The organism is Delftia sp. DT-2 (assembly GCF_028401915.1).
GTDB lineage: Bacteria > Pseudomonadota > Gammaproteobacteria > Burkholderiales > Burkholderiaceae_C > Comamonas > Comamonas tsuruhatensis.
This window is the reverse complement of record NZ_JAQOTI010000012.1, coordinates 60,579-78,750: the sequence shown is the minus strand read 5'-3', so window position 1 is coordinate 78,750 and position 18,172 is coordinate 60,579. Positions and strand designations below refer to the sequence as shown.

The window sequence follows — 18,172 nt, the reverse complement described above, 5'->3', positions numbered from 1 at the left end:
CCTGCGCAGGCGGGAGCGTTTTTCTTTGGGAATAACCAGAGTTCGGCCGGACCAGCTTCCGGCCGGGCCATTGCAGACGATGTGGTCCTTGTCTCTTGAATGGATGCTGCTGGCACTGCTGGTGTTCTGGGCCGTCGGCGCATACAACCGGCTGGCCCGGCTGCGCAGCGGCTGCGTGCAGCAGTTCGGTACGCTCGATGCATACCTGGGCCAGTGGCATGCCATGCTGCAGGCCTTCGAGGCACAGCCCAAGGGCGAAGGCCAAAGCCCCGCCCTTGTGCATGCCCAGGCCGCGCTGCACCAGACCGCCGCGCAGTTGCAGGCGGCGCTGGTCGATGCCCGTGGCCGGCCGCTGCGCGAGAGCGCGCTGGCCTCGCTGGAGCATGCCTGCTCGGCGCTGGAGGTGGCCTGGCAGGCCATGACCAAGGTCGCCGTTGACACCGGCACCGGCGCCGCTGGCACTGGCACTGCGCCATCAGATGCCCCGTCGCCGGACCCCGATCCGCTGCAGCCCTGGCAGCAGCGCTGGACCGAGCACCAGGTGCGCAACCGCCTGGGACTGCAGCAATTCAACGCCGCGGCCGAGCGCTACAACGCCGCCATCGCGCAATATCCGGCCAGGCTGCTGGCCTGGCTGCTGGGCTTTCGCCCGGTGCGCAGCCTGCTGGTCGAACCTGCGCCCAGCAAGGTGCAGGAAAGTGGAACATGAACCAACGCACGCATTCTTCCCCGCGCCGCGCTGCGGCGCCCTCGCAGGCGCATGCCGCACCGGCCGCACCTCCTCTTTGGCAGCAGCTCGACGCCGTCGCCCAATGCCTGCAGGCCGTGCTCGAAGGCCAGTCCAGCCGCAGCGTGCTGGCGCGTGTGCCGCAGCCGCTGCGTCCCGGTGTGCAGGCCCTGCTGTTCCAGGTGCTGCGCCAGCTGGGCCGTGCCCAGGCGCTGCAAAAGCAGCTGGCCTCGCGCAACCCGCCGCCGCGCGTCAGCGCGTTGCTGAACACCGCCCTGGCCTTGGCCTGGGATGAATCTCGCGCGCCATACCCGCCGTTCACCCTGGTCAACCAGGCCGTGGAAGCGGCCAAGCAGGGGCCGACCCGCGCGCAGTCCGGCTTTGTCAACGCCTGCCTGCGCCGCTTTCTGCGCGAGCGCGATGCCCTGGTCGCCGCCACCGAAGCCCAGCCGCAGGCGGTCTGGAACCATCCCGCCTGGTGGATTGCCCGCCTGCGCAAGGACCATCCCGATCACTGGCAGGCCATCCTGCAGGCCAACAACGAGCAGCCGCCGATGACGCTGCGCGTCAATCGCCAAAGGGCAGACCGCGCGCAGTACCAGGCGGCGCTGCAGGCCATGGACGTGCCATCGCTTGCCGTGGCCGACAGCGGCCTGCAACTGCAGCAGGCCTTGCCCGTGCAATCCCTGCCGGGCTTCGACCAGGGTCTGGCCTCCGTGCAGGATGCGGCGGCGCAACTGGCCGCACCGCTGCTGCTGCAAGGGCTGGAGCAGCCCGCCGGCCGAGCGTTGCGGATACTTGATGCCTGCGCCGCCCCCGGTGGCAAGACGGCCCACCTGCTGGAATACGCAGCGCCGCAGACCCTGCAGGTCACGGCGCTGGAGATAGACGCCGAGCGCGCCGCGCGCATCGAGGACACGCTGGGAAGGCTGCAGTTGCAGGCGCAAGTGGTCGTGGCCGATGCGTCCCAGCCTGCGCAGTGGTTCGAGGCGCAATGCGGCGGCCAGCTGTTCGACGCCATCTTGCTGGACGCGCCCTGCACGGCCTCGGGCATCGTGCGGCGCCAGCCCGACGTGCGCTGGCTGCGCCGCGAAAGCGATGTGCACCAGCTGGCCCAGATCCAGTCCCGGCTGCTCGACACCCTGTGGCCCCTGCTGCAGCCTGGCGGGCGCCTGCTGTACTGCACCTGCTCGGTCTTCAGGCAAGAGGGCGAGGCACAGGTTCAAGCGTTTGTTGCACGCAACAGTGAGGCGCGAACACTGCCGGCGCCGGGGCATTTAATCCCGGGCAAGGACTACAAAGCCGGCATGCTGGCTGACAATGCTTTGGGTGACCACGACGGCTTCTTCTACGCCTTGCTGCAAAAGACGCGCTGACCCCCGTCCCCGGACCAGGTCGCCAGCCTGGCTGCGCCTGCTGGCGCGGCTGGCCGGGGCACTTGTGCTGGCCGCCGTGCTGGCCGGCCTGGGCCTGCAGGCCAGGGCCGATGCGCTGACCGCCGAGATCGGATCCATGCAGCTCGAGCGCTCCGATGATGGTCTGCTGCTGTCCGCCAATCTCCAGTTCGAGTTGCCCTACCAGATCGACGACGCGCTGCGCCAGGGCATTCCCATGTACTTCGTGGCCGAGGCCCAGGTCCAGCGTGAGCGCTGGTACTGGTCCGATCAGCAACTGGCCACCGCCAGCCGCCACTACCGCCTCAGCCATCAGCCGCTGACACGCCGCTGGCGCCTGCACATCTCCAATACCCCCTTCTCCAGCGCCGGGCTGGGGCTGGCCCTGGGCCAGACCTTCGAGACCCTGGAAGATGCGCTGTCCTCCATGCGGCGCATCTCGCGCTGGAAAATCATGGACACGGCACCCACGCAGTCGGGTGTCTCGGTGCAGCTGCGCTTTCGCATCGACCTGTCCCAGCTGCCAAGGCCGTTGCAGATCGGTGCGCTGGGCCGCTCGGGCTGGAACCTGCAGCTGTCGCGCGCCCAGATGCTGGAAGACGCGCCATGAACCGGGACACCGACGCCGACGAACGCATGGCCCTGCCGGCCTCGGCCGGCCTGTCGCGCGGCACGCGCTGGGCCGTGGGCGTGGGCGCCGGTCTCATGGGGCTGGTCGGCGTGCTGCTGCTGTTCCTGCTGACCCTGGCCACCAACAACCGGCTGGACTACGAGCGCAACTACAACTGGCTGTTCGCCGCCAACGTGGTCGTGGCCGGTCTGCTGCTGGCCATCCTGGTCTGGGGCGGCATCCGCCTGGCCATACGCCTGCAGCGGGGGCGCTTCGGCAGCCGCCTGCTGCTCAAGCTGGCCGGCATCTTCACGCTGGTGGGACTGGTGCCGGGCCTGCTGATCTACATCGTTTCCTACCAGTTCGTCTCGCGCTCCATCGAGAGCTGGTTCGACGTGCAGGTCGAGGGTGCGCTGTCGGCAGGCGTGAGCCTGGCCAGCTCCACGCTGGAGACCGTGGCCAACGACATGGCCAACAACACGCGCACCGCAGGCGCCCAGCTGTCCCAGGTCTCCGATGCGGGCGCCGCGCTGATCCTGGAGCGCGTGCGCGACCAGTTGGGGGCCACCGATGTCGTGCTGTGGAGCGCCTCCGAAATCGCCGTCGTGGGTCCGGCGCCGGTGCCGCGCAGTGGCGAGCTGGCTGGCTTGCGCGCGGTTGCCAGCGCAGGCCAGTCGCGCTTCAACCTGCAGCCCGAACGCCCCAGCGCGCAAATGCTGCGCTCGCTGCGCGAGCAGCGCGCCGTGGCCAGCATCGAAGGACTGGACGACGACGGCACGGCCCAGCCGGGTGCCACAGCGCCGAATGCCCAGGTCCGCACGCTGGCCGTGGTTCCCAACCCCAGCGTGGGACTGCTGACCGAGCCGCGTTATTTGCAGGCCACCATTGCACTGCCGCAGGCGCTGGTGACCAACGCCCTTGCCGTGCAGGCCGCCAACCGCGAATACCAGGAGCGCGCGCTGGCACGCGGCGGCCTGCAGCGCATGTACATAGGCACGCTCACGCTCAGCCTGTTCCTGGCGGTCTTCGGCGCCGTGGTGCTGGCCATCGTGCTGGGCAACCAGCTGGCCAGGCCGCTGCTGCTGCTGGCCCAGGGCATGCGCGACGTGGCGCGCGGCGACCTGCGGCCCAAGCCGGCGCTGCAGACGCGCGACGAGATCGGCGGGCTCACGCGCTCCTTCGCGCTCATGACCCAGCAACTGGCCGACGCGCGCGCCGAGGCCAACCGCAGCATGGGCCAGCTCGATGCCGCACGCGGCAACCTGCAGACCATCCTCGACAACCTCACATCGGGCGTCATCGTGCTGGACGCGCGGGGCGCCATCGTCCTGAGCAATCCCGGGGCCACGCGCATACTGCGCGCGCCCATGGCCGTCCATGAAGGACGGGCGCTGTCCCAGGTGCCGGGGCTGGAGCAGTTCGGCGAAGTCGTGCAGGAGCAGTTCGCGCTCTTCCTGGGCGAGCAGGGGCGCGATCGCTGGCAACTGGTGCATGAGCTGCATGCCTCCACCGATGGCGGCGTCATCCAGCACACCACCACCCTGGTCATGCGCGGTGCGGAACTGCCCGATGCGCAGCGGCTGCTGGTCTTCGACGACATCTCCGAGATCGTCTCGGCCCAGCGCGCCCAGGCCTGGGGCGAGGTCGCGCGCCGCGTGGCCCATGAGATCAAGAACCCGCTCACGCCCATCCAGCTGTCGGCCGAGCGCATGGCCATGCGGCTGACCGACAAGCTGCAGCCGGCTGACCAGGCGCTGCTGGCCAAGTCCGTCAAGACCATCGTCGATCAGGTCGGCGCCATGAAGCGCCTGGTCGATGAATTCCGCGACTACGCGCGCCTGCCTGCCGCCAATCTGCAGTCGCTGGACCTCAACGCGCTGGTGACCGACGTGCTGCAGCTGTACGGTGAAGAGAACGCCGAAGTGCGCGTGGAGTGTGTGCTGGACCCGCAATGCCCGCCGATTTCCGGCGATGGCCAGCAACTGCGCCAGGTCATTCACAATCTTTTGCAGAATGCCCAGGACGCCACGGCCCAGCGTGCGCAGGAAAGCGGCCAGCCCCCCGGCCCCGTGACCATAGAGACGCGCTGGAATGAGTCCACGCGCCGCGTGCGCCTGAGCATCAGCGACAGCGGCACGGGCTTCGCGGCCAACATCCTTCAACGGGCCTTCGAGCCCTATGTCACGACCAAGGCGCGGGGCACCGGACTGGGCCTGGCCGTGGTCAAGAAAATCGCAGACGAGCATGGCGCCCGCATCGACCTGGGCAACAGGGACGACGGCGGGGTGATTCAAGGTGCGCAAGTGTCGCTATCATTTGCGCCTGAGCGTACAGGATAGGCCTGACGCCCCCCGCGCCTCAGCACATAGGCTTAAGACACATGGCAAACATACTGGTGGTCGACGACGAACTGGGGATCCGGGATTTGTTGTCGGAAATCCTCAACGACGAAGGTCATAGTGTGGACGTGGCCGAGAACGCCGGCCAGGCGCGCACGGCGCGCGCCTCCAACACCTACGACCTCGTGCTGCTCGACATCTGGATGCCCGACACCGATGGCGTATCGCTGCTCAAGGAATGGGCCTCGGCGGGCCAGCTGACCATGCCGGTCATCATGATGAGCGGCCACGCCACCATCGAGACGGCGGTGGAGGCCACGCGCATCGGTGCGCTGTCCTTCCTGGAAAAGCCCATCACCATGCAGAAGCTGCTCAAGGCGGTGGAGCAGGGCCTGGCGCGCAATGCCGCCAGCCAGGCGCCGGCTGCAGCACCTGCCGCAGTGGCCGAGCCCGCCGACATCGCAGCCGTCGTCACGCCTGCGGCCAGCCGTGTGCCGGTGGACAACAACGTGCCGCATGCACACCAGGGTTTCGATCTGGACCGCCCCCTGCGCGAGGCGCGCGACGGTTTCGAGAAGGCCTACTTCGAGTTCCACCTGGCGCGCGAAGGCGGCTCCATGACCCGCGTGGCCGAGAAGACCGGCCTGGAGCGCACCCACCTGTACCGCAAGCTGCGCCAGCTGGGCGTGGACCTGGGCCGCAACAAGCGCGGATAGACTTTTTGAAGGAATTTTGGCTTTTTCGTTTTTGGGTCAAAAAATCCTGCATATAATCTAGTTCTCGGCCCGGTAGCTCAGTCGGTAGAGCAGAGGATTGAAAATCCTTGTGTCGGCGGTTCGATTCCGTCCCAGGCCACCAAATACAGTGAAAAAGATTACGGACTGCTTCGCAAGAAGCAGTCCGTTTTTCTTTGTGCCTCAGGCAATGCGTGATCCTGCCTGTGCGGCGGTTGCGGCCGCCTTCAGTCGTTCGCGCCCGCAATCGTCACCAGCAGCACGCAGCCCTGGTCGCCGCGCGCGTGCACATCGTGCAGCTCGCCGGCAGGCACCAGCACCACCGAGCCGGCCACCAGCCGCAGGCTGGCCAGGCGCGTGGCAATGCCGGCCTCGCCCGCCAGGCAGTGGATGGTGGCCTCGCCGGGGACCTGATGGCTGGGCAGGGCATGGCCGGGCGGCAGCACCAGGCGCAGCAGCTGCAGCTTCGGCGTTCGGATCAGGCTGGTGCTGATGGGCATGCCGTCGCGGGCGTGCAGGGCGATGACCTCCAGTGGCTTTGCGTGTTCGAGTGCCATGCTTGGCTCCTGCTTGATATAGGTCAGAAGGTGGTTGCGCCGCCGCCTCGCCGGTGCACTTGAAGATGTACGCTGGATGCATCTTATGCAGGCGCAGCGGGCCGGAAGGAGTGCACATCATGGCGCAATGGATGGAGCTGGAGGAACCCCTGAGAACCCGGGAGCCGGCGCCGCAATGGACGGCATTCCTCGAATTGGGATTTCGGCCGCTGTACCTGCTGGGCTGCCTCTGGGCCGCGCTGTCGGTGGCGCTGTGGGTCCATGCTCCGCAGTGGATCGCGGGGCGCATGCCCGGCGTGTTCTGGCACGCGCACGAGATGCTGTGGGCCTTCGTGGCCACCATCGCCGTGGGCTTTCTGTTCACGGCGGGCAGCAACTGGACAGGGCGCAACCCCCTGCAGGGCCGGGCATTGGGCGCGCTGTGCCTGCTGTGGCTGGTGGCCCGCGCAGGCTTCTTGCTGCCGGGGCCGCAGGCCTTTGCGGTCGCCGCGCTGTGCGAGACCGCCTTCTTCGCCTGGGCCGCGCTGGCGCTGGGCCGCGCCATCCATGCCGCGCGCAGCCGGCGCAACTACGGGCTGCCCCTGTTGCTGGCGGGCCTGGGCGTGGCCGATGCGCTGTACCTGTGGTCCATCTGGCAAGGCGACTACGGCGCGCTCATGCAGCGCTTCAACGCTGGCCTGCTGTGCATGGCCGTGATTGCGCTGCTGATCGCGCGGCGCGTGATCCCCTTCTTCGCCATGCGCGCCGTGTCCGGCCTGCAGATCCCCATGCACACGGCCAGCGGCCAGTGGCAACTGGGTGCGGGCGCGGTGGCCATCGCCTGCCTGCTGGCGGGCTGGTGGCCGGGCCTGGCCGCAGGCCTGGCCGTGGCGGGCCTGATCGCCCTGTGGCAGGTGCTGGCCTGGAAGCCCCAGGCCGTGCGCCGCGTGCCGCTGCTGTGGATTCTCTACCTGGGCCACGCGGCGCTGGGTGCGGGCCTGCTGGTGGCCGGCGCGCATGCGGCCGGTTGGGTGCTGCGCCCCGCCTGGCCCGTGCATGTGATCGGTGCGGGCGGCTTTGCCCTGCTCATCATCGGCATGTGCACACGGACGTCGATGGGCCACCTGGGCCTGCCGCTGCGCACCGACCGCAGCATGGTCGCCGCCTATGCCCTGGTCATTGCCGCTGCCGTGCTGCGCCTGGCGGCCCTGCTGCCCACGGCGCTGTCGCTGGCGGCGCTGCATGCCTCGGCCGCTGCCTGGGTATTGGCCTTTGCGCTGTACCTGTGGCGTTTCGCCCCGCTGCTGGTGCGCCCGCGTGCCGACCGGCAGGCATGATCGCAGGCCTGCCATGCGCCTGACTCTGATGACTGACTACGCGCTGCGCCTGCTCATGCATGTGGCGCGCCACCCCGGGCGGCTGTGCACGATTGCCGAGATCGCCCAGGCCCATGCCATCTCCGAAGCCCATCTCATGAAGGTCACGCACCAGCTGGCGCTGCGCGGCTGGATCGTGACCGTGCGCGGCAAGGGCGGCGGCATGCGCCTGGCCCATGCGCCGGCCGACATCGGCCTGGGCGACGTGGTGCGCGGCATGGAGCCGGACCTTGCCATTGTCGAATGCTTCACGGGCACCAGCCCACCTGCCTGCACGCTTGCGCAGGACTGCCGGCTGGCCGGCGTGCTGGGTGGGGCGCTGGACAGCTTCCTGGCCCATCTGGACGGCTTCACGCTGGCCGATCTGCTGCCGGCTCCCGCATCCCTGCCGCTGCCCCTGCCGCACAGGAGGCGCGCATGAGCTACGGACTGCTGCTGACCCTGCACCTGCTGGCGGCCATTGCCTTCGCGGGTACGGTGTTCTTTGAAGTGGTGCTGCTGGCCGGGGCGCGCCGCCACCTGCCCGCCATCGCGGCGCGCGCCACCGAGCAGGCGCTGGGCGACCGAGCGGTGGCCGTCATGCCCTGGGTGCTGCTGGTGCTGTACGGCGCGGGGCTGGGTCTGGCCTGGCAGCATCGCGCGGCACTGGCTGCAGCCTTTGCCGCTCCGCTGGCCAGCAGCTTCGGCCTGCTGCTGGCGCTCAAGATCGGGCTGGCGCTCAGCGTGTTCGGACATTTCCTGGCAGCCATGTGGTGGCGCCGGCGCGGTGTGCTGGGCGGGCTCCGCTCGCACCGCCTGCACCTGAGCGTGTTCTGCCACGTGCTGGCCATCGTGCTGCTGGCCAAGGCCATGTTCTACCTGCATTGGTAATGGACCCGCGCGGTCCCGGCCCGTGTCAACCGCGTTAAGCTCGCTGCTCGCATGGCTTGGAGCACGGGAGCGCAGAGGTGGCATCGCATTGGCAGCCGGGCTTGATCGCCCTGCACGGTAATCAGACGGAGGTGCTGGCCGATACGGTGCTGGCATGGCTGGCTGCGCACCCGCTGGACGTGCTGGAGCCGGAGGTGGTGCTGGTGCAGAGCAACGGCATGGCCGAGTGGTTCAAGATGCGCATGGCCGAGCAGCTGGGCGTGTGCGCCGCCGCGCGCGTGGAACTGCCCGCGCGCTTTGTGTGGCGCAGCTACCGCCAGGTGCTGGGCCGCCAGGCCGTGCCGCGCGAATCGCCCCTGGACAAGACGCCCATGACCTGGCGGCTCATGCGCCTGCTGCCGCAGTGCCTGCATGATCCGGCCTTCGCCCCCATTGCAGGCTTTCTGCGCCCCGGCGAGCCCGAGCGGCTGCTGCAGCTGGCCCAGCGCCTGGCCGACCTTTTTGACCAATACCAGATCTACCGCGCCGACTGGCTGGACGCCTGGGAGGCCGGGCATGACGTGCTGCCCATGCCCTTGCGCCCTGGTGTGGCGGACGCCCCGGTGCCCGAAGGCCAGCTGTGGCAGCCGCGCCTGTGGCGCGCCGTGCTGGCCGAGCTGGACGAGGACCAGCGCGGCGCCACGCGCGCGCGCCTGCAGGGCCGGGTGCTGGCCGCGCTGCAGTCGGGCGAAGCGCCGGCCGCGCCGCTGGCGCGCCGCGTGGTGGTGTTCGGCATCAGCCAGCTGCCGCTGAGCCTGCTGGAGTTCCTGGCCGCCATTGCCCGCCACAGCCAGGTGCTGCTTGCCGTGCCCAATCCCTGCCGCTTCCATTGGGCCGACGCCATCGACGGGCGCGAGCTGCTGCGCATGGCGCGGCGCCGCCAGCCGCTGCGCGGCGGCCGCGACCTGGCGCAGCTGCCGCTGGAGGCCATGCATGCCCACGCCCATCCGCTGCTGGCCGCCTGGGGTCGTCAAAGCCGCGACTATGTGCGCCAGCTCGACGCCTTCGACACCACGGGTGCCGCCGCGCAGCTGCAGATGCCGCGCGTGGACCTGTTCGACGAAACCGATGCCGAGGACCTGCGCACCGCGCCGCTGCTGGCCCAGGTGCAGCAGCGCATCCGCGACCTGGTGCCGCTGGCCGAGCACCCACCGCTGGAGGTGGCGCGGGCCGACCGCTCCATCGTGTTCCACAGCGCGCACAGCGTGGTGCGCGAGCTGGAGGTTCTGCACGATCAGCTGCTGCAGATGCTGGCCCGGCCGACCGATCCCGGGCAGCCGGGGCAGGCACCGCTGGCACCGCGTGACGTCGTAGTCATGCTGCCGTCCATAGAGACCGCCGCGCCCTCGATACGCGCCGTGTTCGGCCAGTACGGCAGGCATGATCCGCGCCACATTCCCTTTGACATTGCCGACCTGGGCGCACGCGCCAGCAGCCCGCTGGCCGTGGCCCTGCAATGGCTGCTGCGCCTGCCGCAGCAGCGCTGCCGGCTCAGCGAGCTGTGCGACCTGCTGGACGTCCCAGCGATTGCCGCGCGCATGGGTCTGGCGGCCGACGACCTGCCCCAGCTCACGCGCTGGATGGCCGGGGCCGGCATCCGCTGGGGACTCAATGCACCGCAGCGCCAGTCGCTGGGTCTGCAGGCCTGCGGCGAGCACAACAGCGCCTGGTTCGGCCTGCAGCGCATGCTGCTGGGCTATGCCAGCGGCGTGGCGCAGGACGGCCAGGCCTTCGGCGGCATCGAGCCCTATGACGAGGTGGGCGGCCTGTCGGCCGAGCTGGCCGGCGTGCTGGCCGCGCTGCTGGAGCGCATGCTGGCGTGGTGGCGCGAGGCCGAGCAGCCCGCCATGCCCGAGGCCTGGGCGCAGCGCTTTCGCGCGCTGCTGCAGGACTTCTTCAAGGCGCAGGACGATGAGGACGAGGCCATGCTGGCCGCACTGGACGCCGCCCTCACGGACTGGCAGCGTGCCTGCGAGCAGGCCGGCTATGCGCAGGCCGTGGAACTGGGCGTGGCCCAGGAGGCCTGGATGCAGGCGCTGGAGCAGCCCTCGCTGTCGCAGCGCTTTCGGGCCGGTGGCGTGACCTTTTGCACGCTGATGCCCATGCGCGCCATTCCCTTCGAGGTGGTCTGCCTGCTGGGCATGAACGATGGCGACTATCCGCGCCGCGCCACGCGCAGCGACTTCGACCTGATGGCGCTGCCCGGCCAGCAGCGCCCCGGCGACCGCGCGCGCCGCGACGATGACCGCCAGCTCATGCTCGAAGCCCTGCTGTCTGCGCGCCGCGCGCTCTACATCAGCTGGACCGGCCACCATGTGCGCGACAACAGCGAGCAGCCGCCCTCGGTCCTGGTCTCCCAGCTGCGCGACTACCTGGAGGCCGGCTGGCGCGGCGAAGGCGGCCAGCCGCTGCTGGCGCAGCGCACGCAGCAGCACCCGCTGCAGCCCTTCAGCCGCCGCTATTTCGAAGAAGGTTCGCCGTGGACCACGTATGCGCGCGAATGGCGGGCCGCGCATGCGCAGTCTGACGGCGCGGACGCGTTGCCTCCGCTGCCCGCGCAGCCGCGCCCGCCCTTTGTCCCCGACGCCTCGGCGCCGCTGACGCTGGCCCGGCTCACCGATTTCCTGCGCCACCCGGCGCGCGCCTACCTGCGCCAGCGCCTGCAGGTGCGCTTCGAGCAGGAGGACAACCCGGTCGTGGACGAGGAGTTGTTCCAGCTCGACGGCCTGACCGAATACCTGCTGGTGCAGCAGTTGCAGCAGCAGGTGGCGGCCGGCCTGTCCGAGCCCGGGCAGGCGCCCCAGGCCATGGAAGACAGCGTGCGCGCCGCCGTGGCGCGCCTCACGCGCTCGGGGCGGCTGCCGCTGGCGGGGCTGGGCGCGCGCGGCGCGCGGGCGCTGCAGTCCTCGGTCACGCCTTCGCTGCGGGCCTGGCTCCAGCAACTGGATCGGTATGCCCATCCCGCGCCGCGCAGGCGGCTGCTGATCGAGGACGATGGCCTGGTGTTCGACGACTGGATCGACGGGCTGCGCCAGTCCTGCGAAACCGAAGAGTCCCCCGATGCGGACGACGCACAGTGCTGGCTGCTGCTGGACCCGCGCAACCTGCTCAATGCCAAGGGCAGGCCCCATGCCGACAAGCTCATGCCGGTCTACCTGCGCAGCCTGGCGCTGGCCGCCAGCGGCTCGCAGGCCGAGTTGCGCGTGGTGGCGCGCGACGGCCTGGTGCAGGTCCTGCCCATGGACCCTTCCGACGCGCTGGCACGGCTGCGTGAATTGATGGCCCTGTGGCGCGAAGGCCAGAACGGTCCGCTGCCCCTGCCGCTGCGCAGCGGCCTGGCCATGGCCGAAGGCTTTCCCGCTGCGGCCCAGCAGGCCTATGAGGGTGGTCATCTGGTCGGCGGCGAGGGCGAGGACCCGTCCTGGGCCCGCTGCTATCCCGATTTCGAGGCCTTGGTCGCCGATGGGCGCTTCGAGGCCCTGGCCCATGCCGTCCACGCGCCGCTGCTCGACTGGGTGGCCGCGCAGGTGCAGGTCCAGCCCTACCAGGCGGATGCACCATGAGCACCAGCGAAGTGACCGGCGGCGTGACCAGCCATGTGCTCGACGCACAGTGTTTTCCGCTGTGGGGCAGCCGCCTGATCGAGGCCAGCGCCGGCACCGGCAAGACCTGGACCATCGCTGCGCTCTACCTGCGCCTGGTGCTGGGGCATGGCGAGGGCAGCCCGGACGGCATCAGCAGCACGGCCTTCGAGCGCCCGCTGATGCCGCCCGACATCCTCGTCATGACCTTCACGCGCGCGGCCACGCGCGAGCTGTCCGACCGCATACGCAGGCGCCTGATCGAGGCCGTGCAGTGCTTTCGCGGCGAGGCCGAGCCCGCGCCCCACGACGGCTTCCTGCACGCGCTGCGCGAGGCCTACCCTGAAGGCGCGGCCCGTGAACGCGCGGCCTGGCGCCTGGCCATGGCCGCCGAATGCATGGACGACGCGGCCATCCACACCATCGACGCCTGGTGCCAGCGCATGCTGCGCGAGCATGCCTTCGACAGCGGCAACCTCTTCGACGAAACGCTGGAGCCTGACGAAAGCCAGCGACAGACCGAGGCCGCGCAGGACTACTGGCGCCAGCAGTGCTACCCGCTGTCCGACGAGCTGCTGGACGAGGTCCTGAAGATCTGGCCCCACGTCGGCGCCCTGGTCGATGACATGCGCGCCCTGCTGCGCGAGCCCCCCGTGCCCGGCGCGGGCGAGGGCAGCCTGGCCGACTGCCTGCAGCGCGCCATGGAGCAGCGCCGCAGCCGCCTGCTGGCCCTGGCGGCCGGCTGGGACGACAAGGCACAGCGCCTGCAGCTGTGGCTGGATGGACAGCTCGACGGCCATGGCGCGCTGTGGGACAAGCGCAAGCTGCAGCCCGCGCGCTACACCGGCTGGCTGGCCGCTCTGGCCGACTGGTCGCGCGCCCCGCTGGACGGCCCGCTGGCGCTGACCGAGGCCGCGCGCCACCGCCTCAGCCCCGAAGGCCTGGCCGAGGCCTTCAAGGGGTCGGCCGGCGATGTGCTCATGCCGCTGGAGCTGGCCGAGCTGCAGGCGCTGCTGGTGCAGCTGGAGCAACTGCCGCCCGTCAGCGTGGCCGTGCGCCTGCATGCGGCCGCGCGCGTGGCGCAGCGGCTGGCCCACCTCAAGCGCCAGGCCGGCAGCTTCGGCTTTGCCGACATGCTGCAGCGCCTGGACACGGCCCTGGCCGGCGACAACGGCGCCGTGCTGCGTGAGCGCATCCTGGCCCAGTACCCGGTGGCGCTGATCGATGAATTCCAGGACACCTCGCCGCTGCAGTACCGCCTGTTCGACCAGATCTACCGCACGGCGGCCAACGACCCGCACAGCGCCCTGCTGCTGATCGGCGACCCCAAGCAGTCCATCTACGGCTTTCGCGGCGCCGACATCCACAGCTACCTGCAGGCGCGCCGCGCCACCGAGGGCCGCCACTACGTGCTGGGCACCAACTACCGCTCTACCGAGGCGCTGGTGGGCGCCGTCAACCATTGGTTCGCGCAGGCCGAGAAGCGGCCGGGCGAGGGCGCCTTCATGTTCCGGCGCGGCAGCCACAACCCGCTGCCGTTCGAGCCCGTGGCTGCCCAGGGGCGCAGTGAACAGCTGCACACGCGCGACGGCGCCATGCCCGCCCTCACCGTAGCCTGGAGCGCGGGCCGCGACGAGGACACCGGCATTCCCCTGCCTTTGGCGGCCGACGAGGTGCGGCGGCGCTTTGCGGCCCATTGCGCCGAGCAGATCGTGCAGTGGCTGACCGACCCGCAGGCCGGCTTTGTGCAGCCCGATGGCCGCCTTGTGCGCCTGCGGCCTGCCGACATCGCCGTGCTGGTGCGCACGGGCCGAGAGGCGGCCGCCGTGCGCCGAGAGCTGCAGGCGCGCGCCGTGGCCTCGGTCTACCTGTCGGACCAGGATTCGGTGTTCGCCAGCGACGAGGCCCATGACCTGCTGTACTGGCTGCGCGCCGTTGCCGCGCCGCTGGACGCCCAGGCCGTGCGCGCGGGCCTGGCCACGCGGCTCATCGGCCTGTCGCTGGACGAGCTGGCCTGGCTGGCCGCCGACGAGGAAGCCTTTGACGTGCGCAGCGAGCAGCTGCGCGAACTGCACAGCATCTGGCTGCGCCTGGGCGTGCTGGCCATGCTGCGCCAGACCCTGTACCGGCTGGACCTGCCCGTGCGCTGGCTGCAGGACCCGGCCATGGGCGGCGAGCGGCGCCTGACCAACTACCTGCACCTGGCCGAGCTGCTGCAGACCGCCAGCGCCCAGCTGGAGGGCGAGCAGGCCCTGATCCGCTGGCTGGCTACCCAGATCGAGACGCCGGGCAGCGGCAGCGAAGAGCAGGTGGTGCGCCTGGAAAGCGATGCCGACCTGGTCAAGCTCGTCACCGTGCACAAGAGCAAGGGCCTGGAGTACCCGCTGGTCTGCCTGCCGTTTGCGGGCAGCTTCCGCCCCATGGAGCGGGCCAGAACGCCGTTCCTGACCCTGTCCGCGCAGGACGAGTCGCAAGACGATGCGGCTCCCGCCCGCCGATTGCTGCTGGACTTCAGCGACGAGGATCTGGCCCAGGCCGACCGCGAGCGGCTGCGCGAGGACCTGCGCCTGTTCTATGTGGCGCTCACCCGCCCGCGCCATGCGCTGTGGCTGGGCCTGGCCCCGCTAAAGCGCGGCAACGGCAAGGCCTGCGTGAACGAGCAGGGCGCAGCCGGCTACCTGCTGGGCGGCACCGAGCCGCGCTCGGCCCAGGGCTGGCGCGACGGCCTGCAGCAGCTGTGCAGCGAAGACCCGCACATGGCCTGGCGCGACCTGGATGCCGTGCCACTGCAGCGCACGCGCTGGCAGCCGCCGGACGCTGCCACGCCGCTGCACGATGCCCGGCCCTACGACGCACGCTTCGACACGCGCTGGGGCATCGGCAGCTTCTCTGCCCTGGTGCGCGCCATGGCCGCGCCCAGCCTGCCCGTGCTGCCCGTGGCCGTGCAGCGCCCGGCCGAGGATGAGCAGGCGCTGGAGCCGCCGCCATCGCCGGAACTGGCGGACATCGCCGGCCTGGCGGGCCTGCAGCCCCTGCAGAATGGACCGGCCGGTGGGCCTGCGGTCTGGCACCGCTTTCTGCGCGGCCCCGTGGTCGGCAACTTCGTGCACGACCAACTGGAATGGCTGGGCGGCGAAGACTTTGCCCTGCCCGTGGACGGCCAGGGTGCGCTCGCTGATCGCCTGGTGCGCCGCTGCGAGCGCGCGGGCCGGGGCGAGCAGGCGCGCGACCTGCTGGCCTGGCTCACGGCCGTGGTCCACCAGCCGCTGGTGCCGCTGGATGTCACGCTGGCCACGCTGGGGCCGCAACTGTCGGAGATGGAGTTCTGGCTGCCCGCGCGCCAGCTGCCGGCCGAGCGCATCGACCAGCTGTGCCGGCGCTTCATCCTGCCGGGGCAGGAGCGGCCCGCGCTGCCCCAGCGCTCGCTGCACGGCATGCTCATGGGCTTTGCCGACCTGGTGTTCTGCCACGAGGGCCGCTACTGGGTGCTTGACTACAAGAGCAACCACCTGGGCCCGGACGGCGCCGCCTACGGCCAGGAGGCCCTGGCCCGCGCCATGCTCCACCACCGCTACGACGTGCAGGCCGCGCTCTACCTGCTGGCCCTGCACCGGCTGCTGCGCAGCCGGCTGGGCACGGCCTACGAGCCGCAGCGCCAGCTGGGCGGCGCGCTGTACTACTTTCTGCGCGGCATCGATGGCCCGGCCGGTGGCATGCATGCCATGGCGCCCGAGCTGCCCTTGCTTGATGCGCTCGATGAACTGCTCGGTCCCGGCCGCGCCAACGCGGAGGAACTGCCATGAGCCCGCGCCCCCGTTCGCGCACCATCGATACGGCCACGCTGGACCTGTTCGATGAACGGCCGGGCGGCGAACCGCCGGGCGACGACTCGCCGGGCGCCGTGCCGCCAGACACCAATGAAGTGCTGGCCCTGCTGCGCCGCTGGGCCGACGCGGGCCTGCTGCGCCGGCTGGATGCGGCGCTGGCTTCCTTCGTCGCCGGGCAGGATGCACAGGCCGGGCCCGCCTTGCTGGTGGCCGCCGCGCTGCTGGCGCAGATGGAGGGGCGCGGCCACAGCTGCCTGCCCCTGGCGCCGCTGGCCGGCCACCCCAACGACGTGCTGGCCTGGCCGGCCGATGCGCTGCCCGCGCAGCAGGCCCTGTGGCAGATGCTGCCTGCGCGCCTGTCCGGCTGGGTTGCGGCGCTGAGCGCCAGCCCCGTGGTGCGCGTGGTGCACGGGGAGCAGGTAGATGGACAGGATGGCAGCGAGGACCTCGGCCAGCCCCTGGTGCTGGCCGGCGCAGACGGCCCCGCGCCGCTGCTGTACCTGCGCCGCTACTGGGACTACGAACGCGCCGTGGCCGCCCACGTCATCCAGCGCACGGCGGCGCAGGCCGTGGCCGGCCAGCCGCTGGACGAAGCCCTGGCCCGCCACTGGCTGGACCGGCTGTTCCCGCCTGCGGCGGACGGTGGCGCCGTGGACTGGCAGAAGCTGGCCTGCGCGCTGGCGCTGCGCGGCCGGCTGTCGGTGATCACGGGCGGCCCCGGCACCGGCAAGACCTATACCGCCGCTCGGCTGCTGGCCCTGCTGTTTGCCACGGCGCCCGATGCCGGCCAGTTGCGCGTGGCCCTGGCCGCCCCCACGGGCAAGGCGGCTGCGCGGCTGAAGCAATCGATCGACGGGGCCTTGCTGCAATTGCAGGGCAGCATGGGCGGCGAGATCGACCTGGCGGGCCTGGTGCAGCGCATGGCTGCGGCGCGCACCCTGCACTCCATGCTGGGCGCGCGGCCCGATACGCGGCACTGGGGATTCCATGCAGGGCGGCAGCTGGACGTGGACGTGCTCATCGTCGATGAGGCCTCCATGGTCCACCTGGAGATGATGGCGGCGCTGCTGGAGGCACTGCCGGCCGGCGCCCGCCTGGTGCTGCTGGGCGACAAGGACCAACTGGCTTCGGTGGAGGCGGGCGCCGTGCTGGGCGACCTGTGCCGCGATGCCCAGGCCGGGCGCTACCTGCCCGACACGCTGGACTACGCACTGCGCGTGGCGGGCCAGCGGCTGCCGCCGCAGTTCGCGGCGCCCGACGGCGATCGTGCGCCAGCGCTGGCGCAGCACACCGTCATGCTGCGCGAGAGCCGGCGCTTCGGCGGCCCCATCGGCCAGCTGGCACACGCCGTGAATGCCGGTGAGGCGGTGAAGGCCCAGGCCCTGCTCGATGCCGGCACGCAAGCCGGCGCCGGTTCCGAGCTGTGGGAACGCCATGGCGGCGGCGTGTACGCCGTGACCGAACTGGCCGTGCACGGGCGCGGCGGTCTTGCCAGCTATGCCCTCTATGCCCAGGCGCTGCAGGGCCGGCCGGATGCGGCCGGCGCCGACGAGGCAGCGCACCGCGCCTGGGTGGTCGCTGTGCTGCAGGCCTTCGAGCGCTTCCGGCTGCTGTGCGCTGTGCGCGAGGGGGACTGGGGCGTGTCCGGCCTCAACCGCGCGGTGGAGCAGGCCCTGGATGCGCAGGGCGTGATCCGCCGGGGCGGCGAATGGTATGCGGGCCGTCCCGTCATGGTCACGCGCAACGACGCGCAGCTGGGCGTGTTCAACGGCGACATCGGCATTGCGCTGCCGGGAGCGCACCAGGGGCAGCCAGGGCAACTGCTGCGCGTCTACTTCCTGCAGGGCGACGAATTGCGCTCGGTCGGCGTCAGCCGCATGGCCCATGTGGAGACCGCCTTCGCCATGACGGTGCACAAAAGCCAGGGCTCGGAGTTCGAGCACACCGCCCTGGTGCTGCCCTCGCGCGGCGGCAGCGTGCTGGGGCGCGAGCTGGTCTACACCGGCATCACGCGCGCCCGCCAGGCCTTCTCGCTGTTCTCCGAGGTGCCGGGCCTGCTGGCCTCGGCCGTTGGCAGCCCCACGCAGCGCGCCAGCGGGCTGCTGCGCTGGCTGCAGGAGTGAGTGAAGGCCCCGCGCC

General features: G+C 70.9%; 12 protein-coding genes and 1 tRNA gene. 12 read left to right on the top strand and 1 reads right to left on the bottom strand.

Annotated elements, in window-relative coordinates; genetic code table 11:
* Positions 1-79 precede the first annotated feature (79 nt).
* The 6 genes from PO605_RS21665 (at position 80) to PO605_RS21640 (ending at position 5,928) form a co-directional block, all read left to right on the top strand.
* Positions 80-709: a LemA protein gene (locus tag PO605_RS21665; protein WP_047474237.1), complete on the top strand. Its 630-nt coding sequence runs from the start codon at positions 80-82 to the stop codon at positions 707-709.
* Positions 706-2,103: a 16S rRNA (cytosine(967)-C(5))-methyltransferase RsmB gene (rsmB, locus tag PO605_RS21660; protein WP_017406280.1), complete on the top strand. Its 1,398-nt coding sequence runs from the start codon at positions 706-708 to the stop codon at positions 2,101-2,103. The genes PO605_RS21665 and rsmB overlap by 4 nt, the downstream gene beginning before the upstream one ends.
* Positions 2,048-2,731, top strand: a complete 684-nt coding sequence (locus PO605_RS21655; protein ID WP_016450395.1) for a DUF4390 domain-containing protein — start codon at positions 2,048-2,050, stop codon at positions 2,729-2,731. Before rsmB ends, PO605_RS21655 begins: the two co-directional genes overlap by 56 nt.
* Positions 2,728-5,070 carry a sensor histidine kinase gene (locus tag PO605_RS21650; protein WP_016450396.1) on the top strand — a complete coding sequence of 781 codons (2,343 nt, stop codon included), beginning with the start codon at positions 2,728-2,730 and terminating at the stop codon, positions 5,068-5,070. Before PO605_RS21655 ends, PO605_RS21650 begins: the two co-directional genes overlap by 4 nt.
* 41 nt (positions 5,071-5,111) lie before the next feature.
* Positions 5,112-5,786 (top strand): response regulator, encoded by a 675-nt coding sequence (locus tag PO605_RS21645; protein ID WP_016450397.1) that lies wholly within the window; start codon positions 5,112-5,114, stop codon positions 5,784-5,786.
* 66 nt (positions 5,787-5,852) lie between these two features.
* Positions 5,853-5,928 (top strand) — tRNA-Phe (locus PO605_RS21640).
* A 103-nt stretch (positions 5,929-6,031) separates the two neighbouring features.
* On the opposite strand, the gene PO605_RS21635 is transcribed toward PO605_RS21640, so the two are convergent.
* Entirely contained in the window at positions 6,032-6,361 is a 330-nt protein-coding gene (locus PO605_RS21635; protein ID WP_012202449.1) for a cupin domain-containing protein, read from the bottom strand.
* A 119-nt stretch (positions 6,362-6,480) separates the two neighbouring features.
* Here PO605_RS21635 and PO605_RS21630 point away from each other — a divergent pair, with 119 nt between their 5' ends.
* The 6 genes from PO605_RS21630 (at position 6,481) to recD (ending at position 18,156) form a co-directional block, all read left to right on the top strand.
* The gene (locus PO605_RS21630) at positions 6,481-7,677 is read left to right on the top strand and encodes an NnrS family protein (protein ID WP_272206869.1); all 1,197 of its coding nucleotides are present in this window, start codon (positions 6,481-6,483) and stop codon (positions 7,675-7,677) included.
* A gap of 13 nt (positions 7,678-7,690) precedes the next feature.
* Positions 7,691-8,137, top strand: a complete 447-nt coding sequence (locus PO605_RS21625) for an RrF2 family transcriptional regulator (RefSeq protein WP_046242191.1) — start codon at positions 7,691-7,693, stop codon at positions 8,135-8,137.
* Positions 8,134-8,586 (top strand): CopD family copper resistance protein, encoded by a 453-nt coding sequence (locus PO605_RS21620; protein ID WP_272206868.1) that lies wholly within the window; start codon positions 8,134-8,136, stop codon positions 8,584-8,586. The genes PO605_RS21625 and PO605_RS21620 overlap by 4 nt, the downstream gene beginning before the upstream one ends.
* Positions 8,587-8,663: 77 nt before the next feature.
* A complete protein-coding gene (gene recC, locus PO605_RS21615) occupies positions 8,664-12,188 on the top strand; it encodes an exodeoxyribonuclease V subunit gamma (protein WP_272206867.1) in 3,525 nt (1,174 codons plus the stop codon).
* Positions 12,185-16,009, top strand: coding sequence for an exodeoxyribonuclease V subunit beta (gene recB / locus PO605_RS21610; RefSeq protein WP_047472910.1), 3,825 nt, complete (start codon positions 12,185-12,187; stop codon positions 16,007-16,009). Before recC ends, recB begins: the two co-directional genes overlap by 4 nt.
* Positions 16,006-18,156 carry an exodeoxyribonuclease V subunit alpha gene (gene recD / locus PO605_RS21605; RefSeq protein ID WP_272206866.1) on the top strand — a complete coding sequence of 717 codons (2,151 nt, stop codon included), beginning with the start codon at positions 16,006-16,008 and terminating at the stop codon, positions 18,154-18,156. The genes recB and recD overlap by 4 nt, the downstream gene beginning before the upstream one ends.
* Positions 18,157-18,172 lie beyond the last annotated feature (16 nt).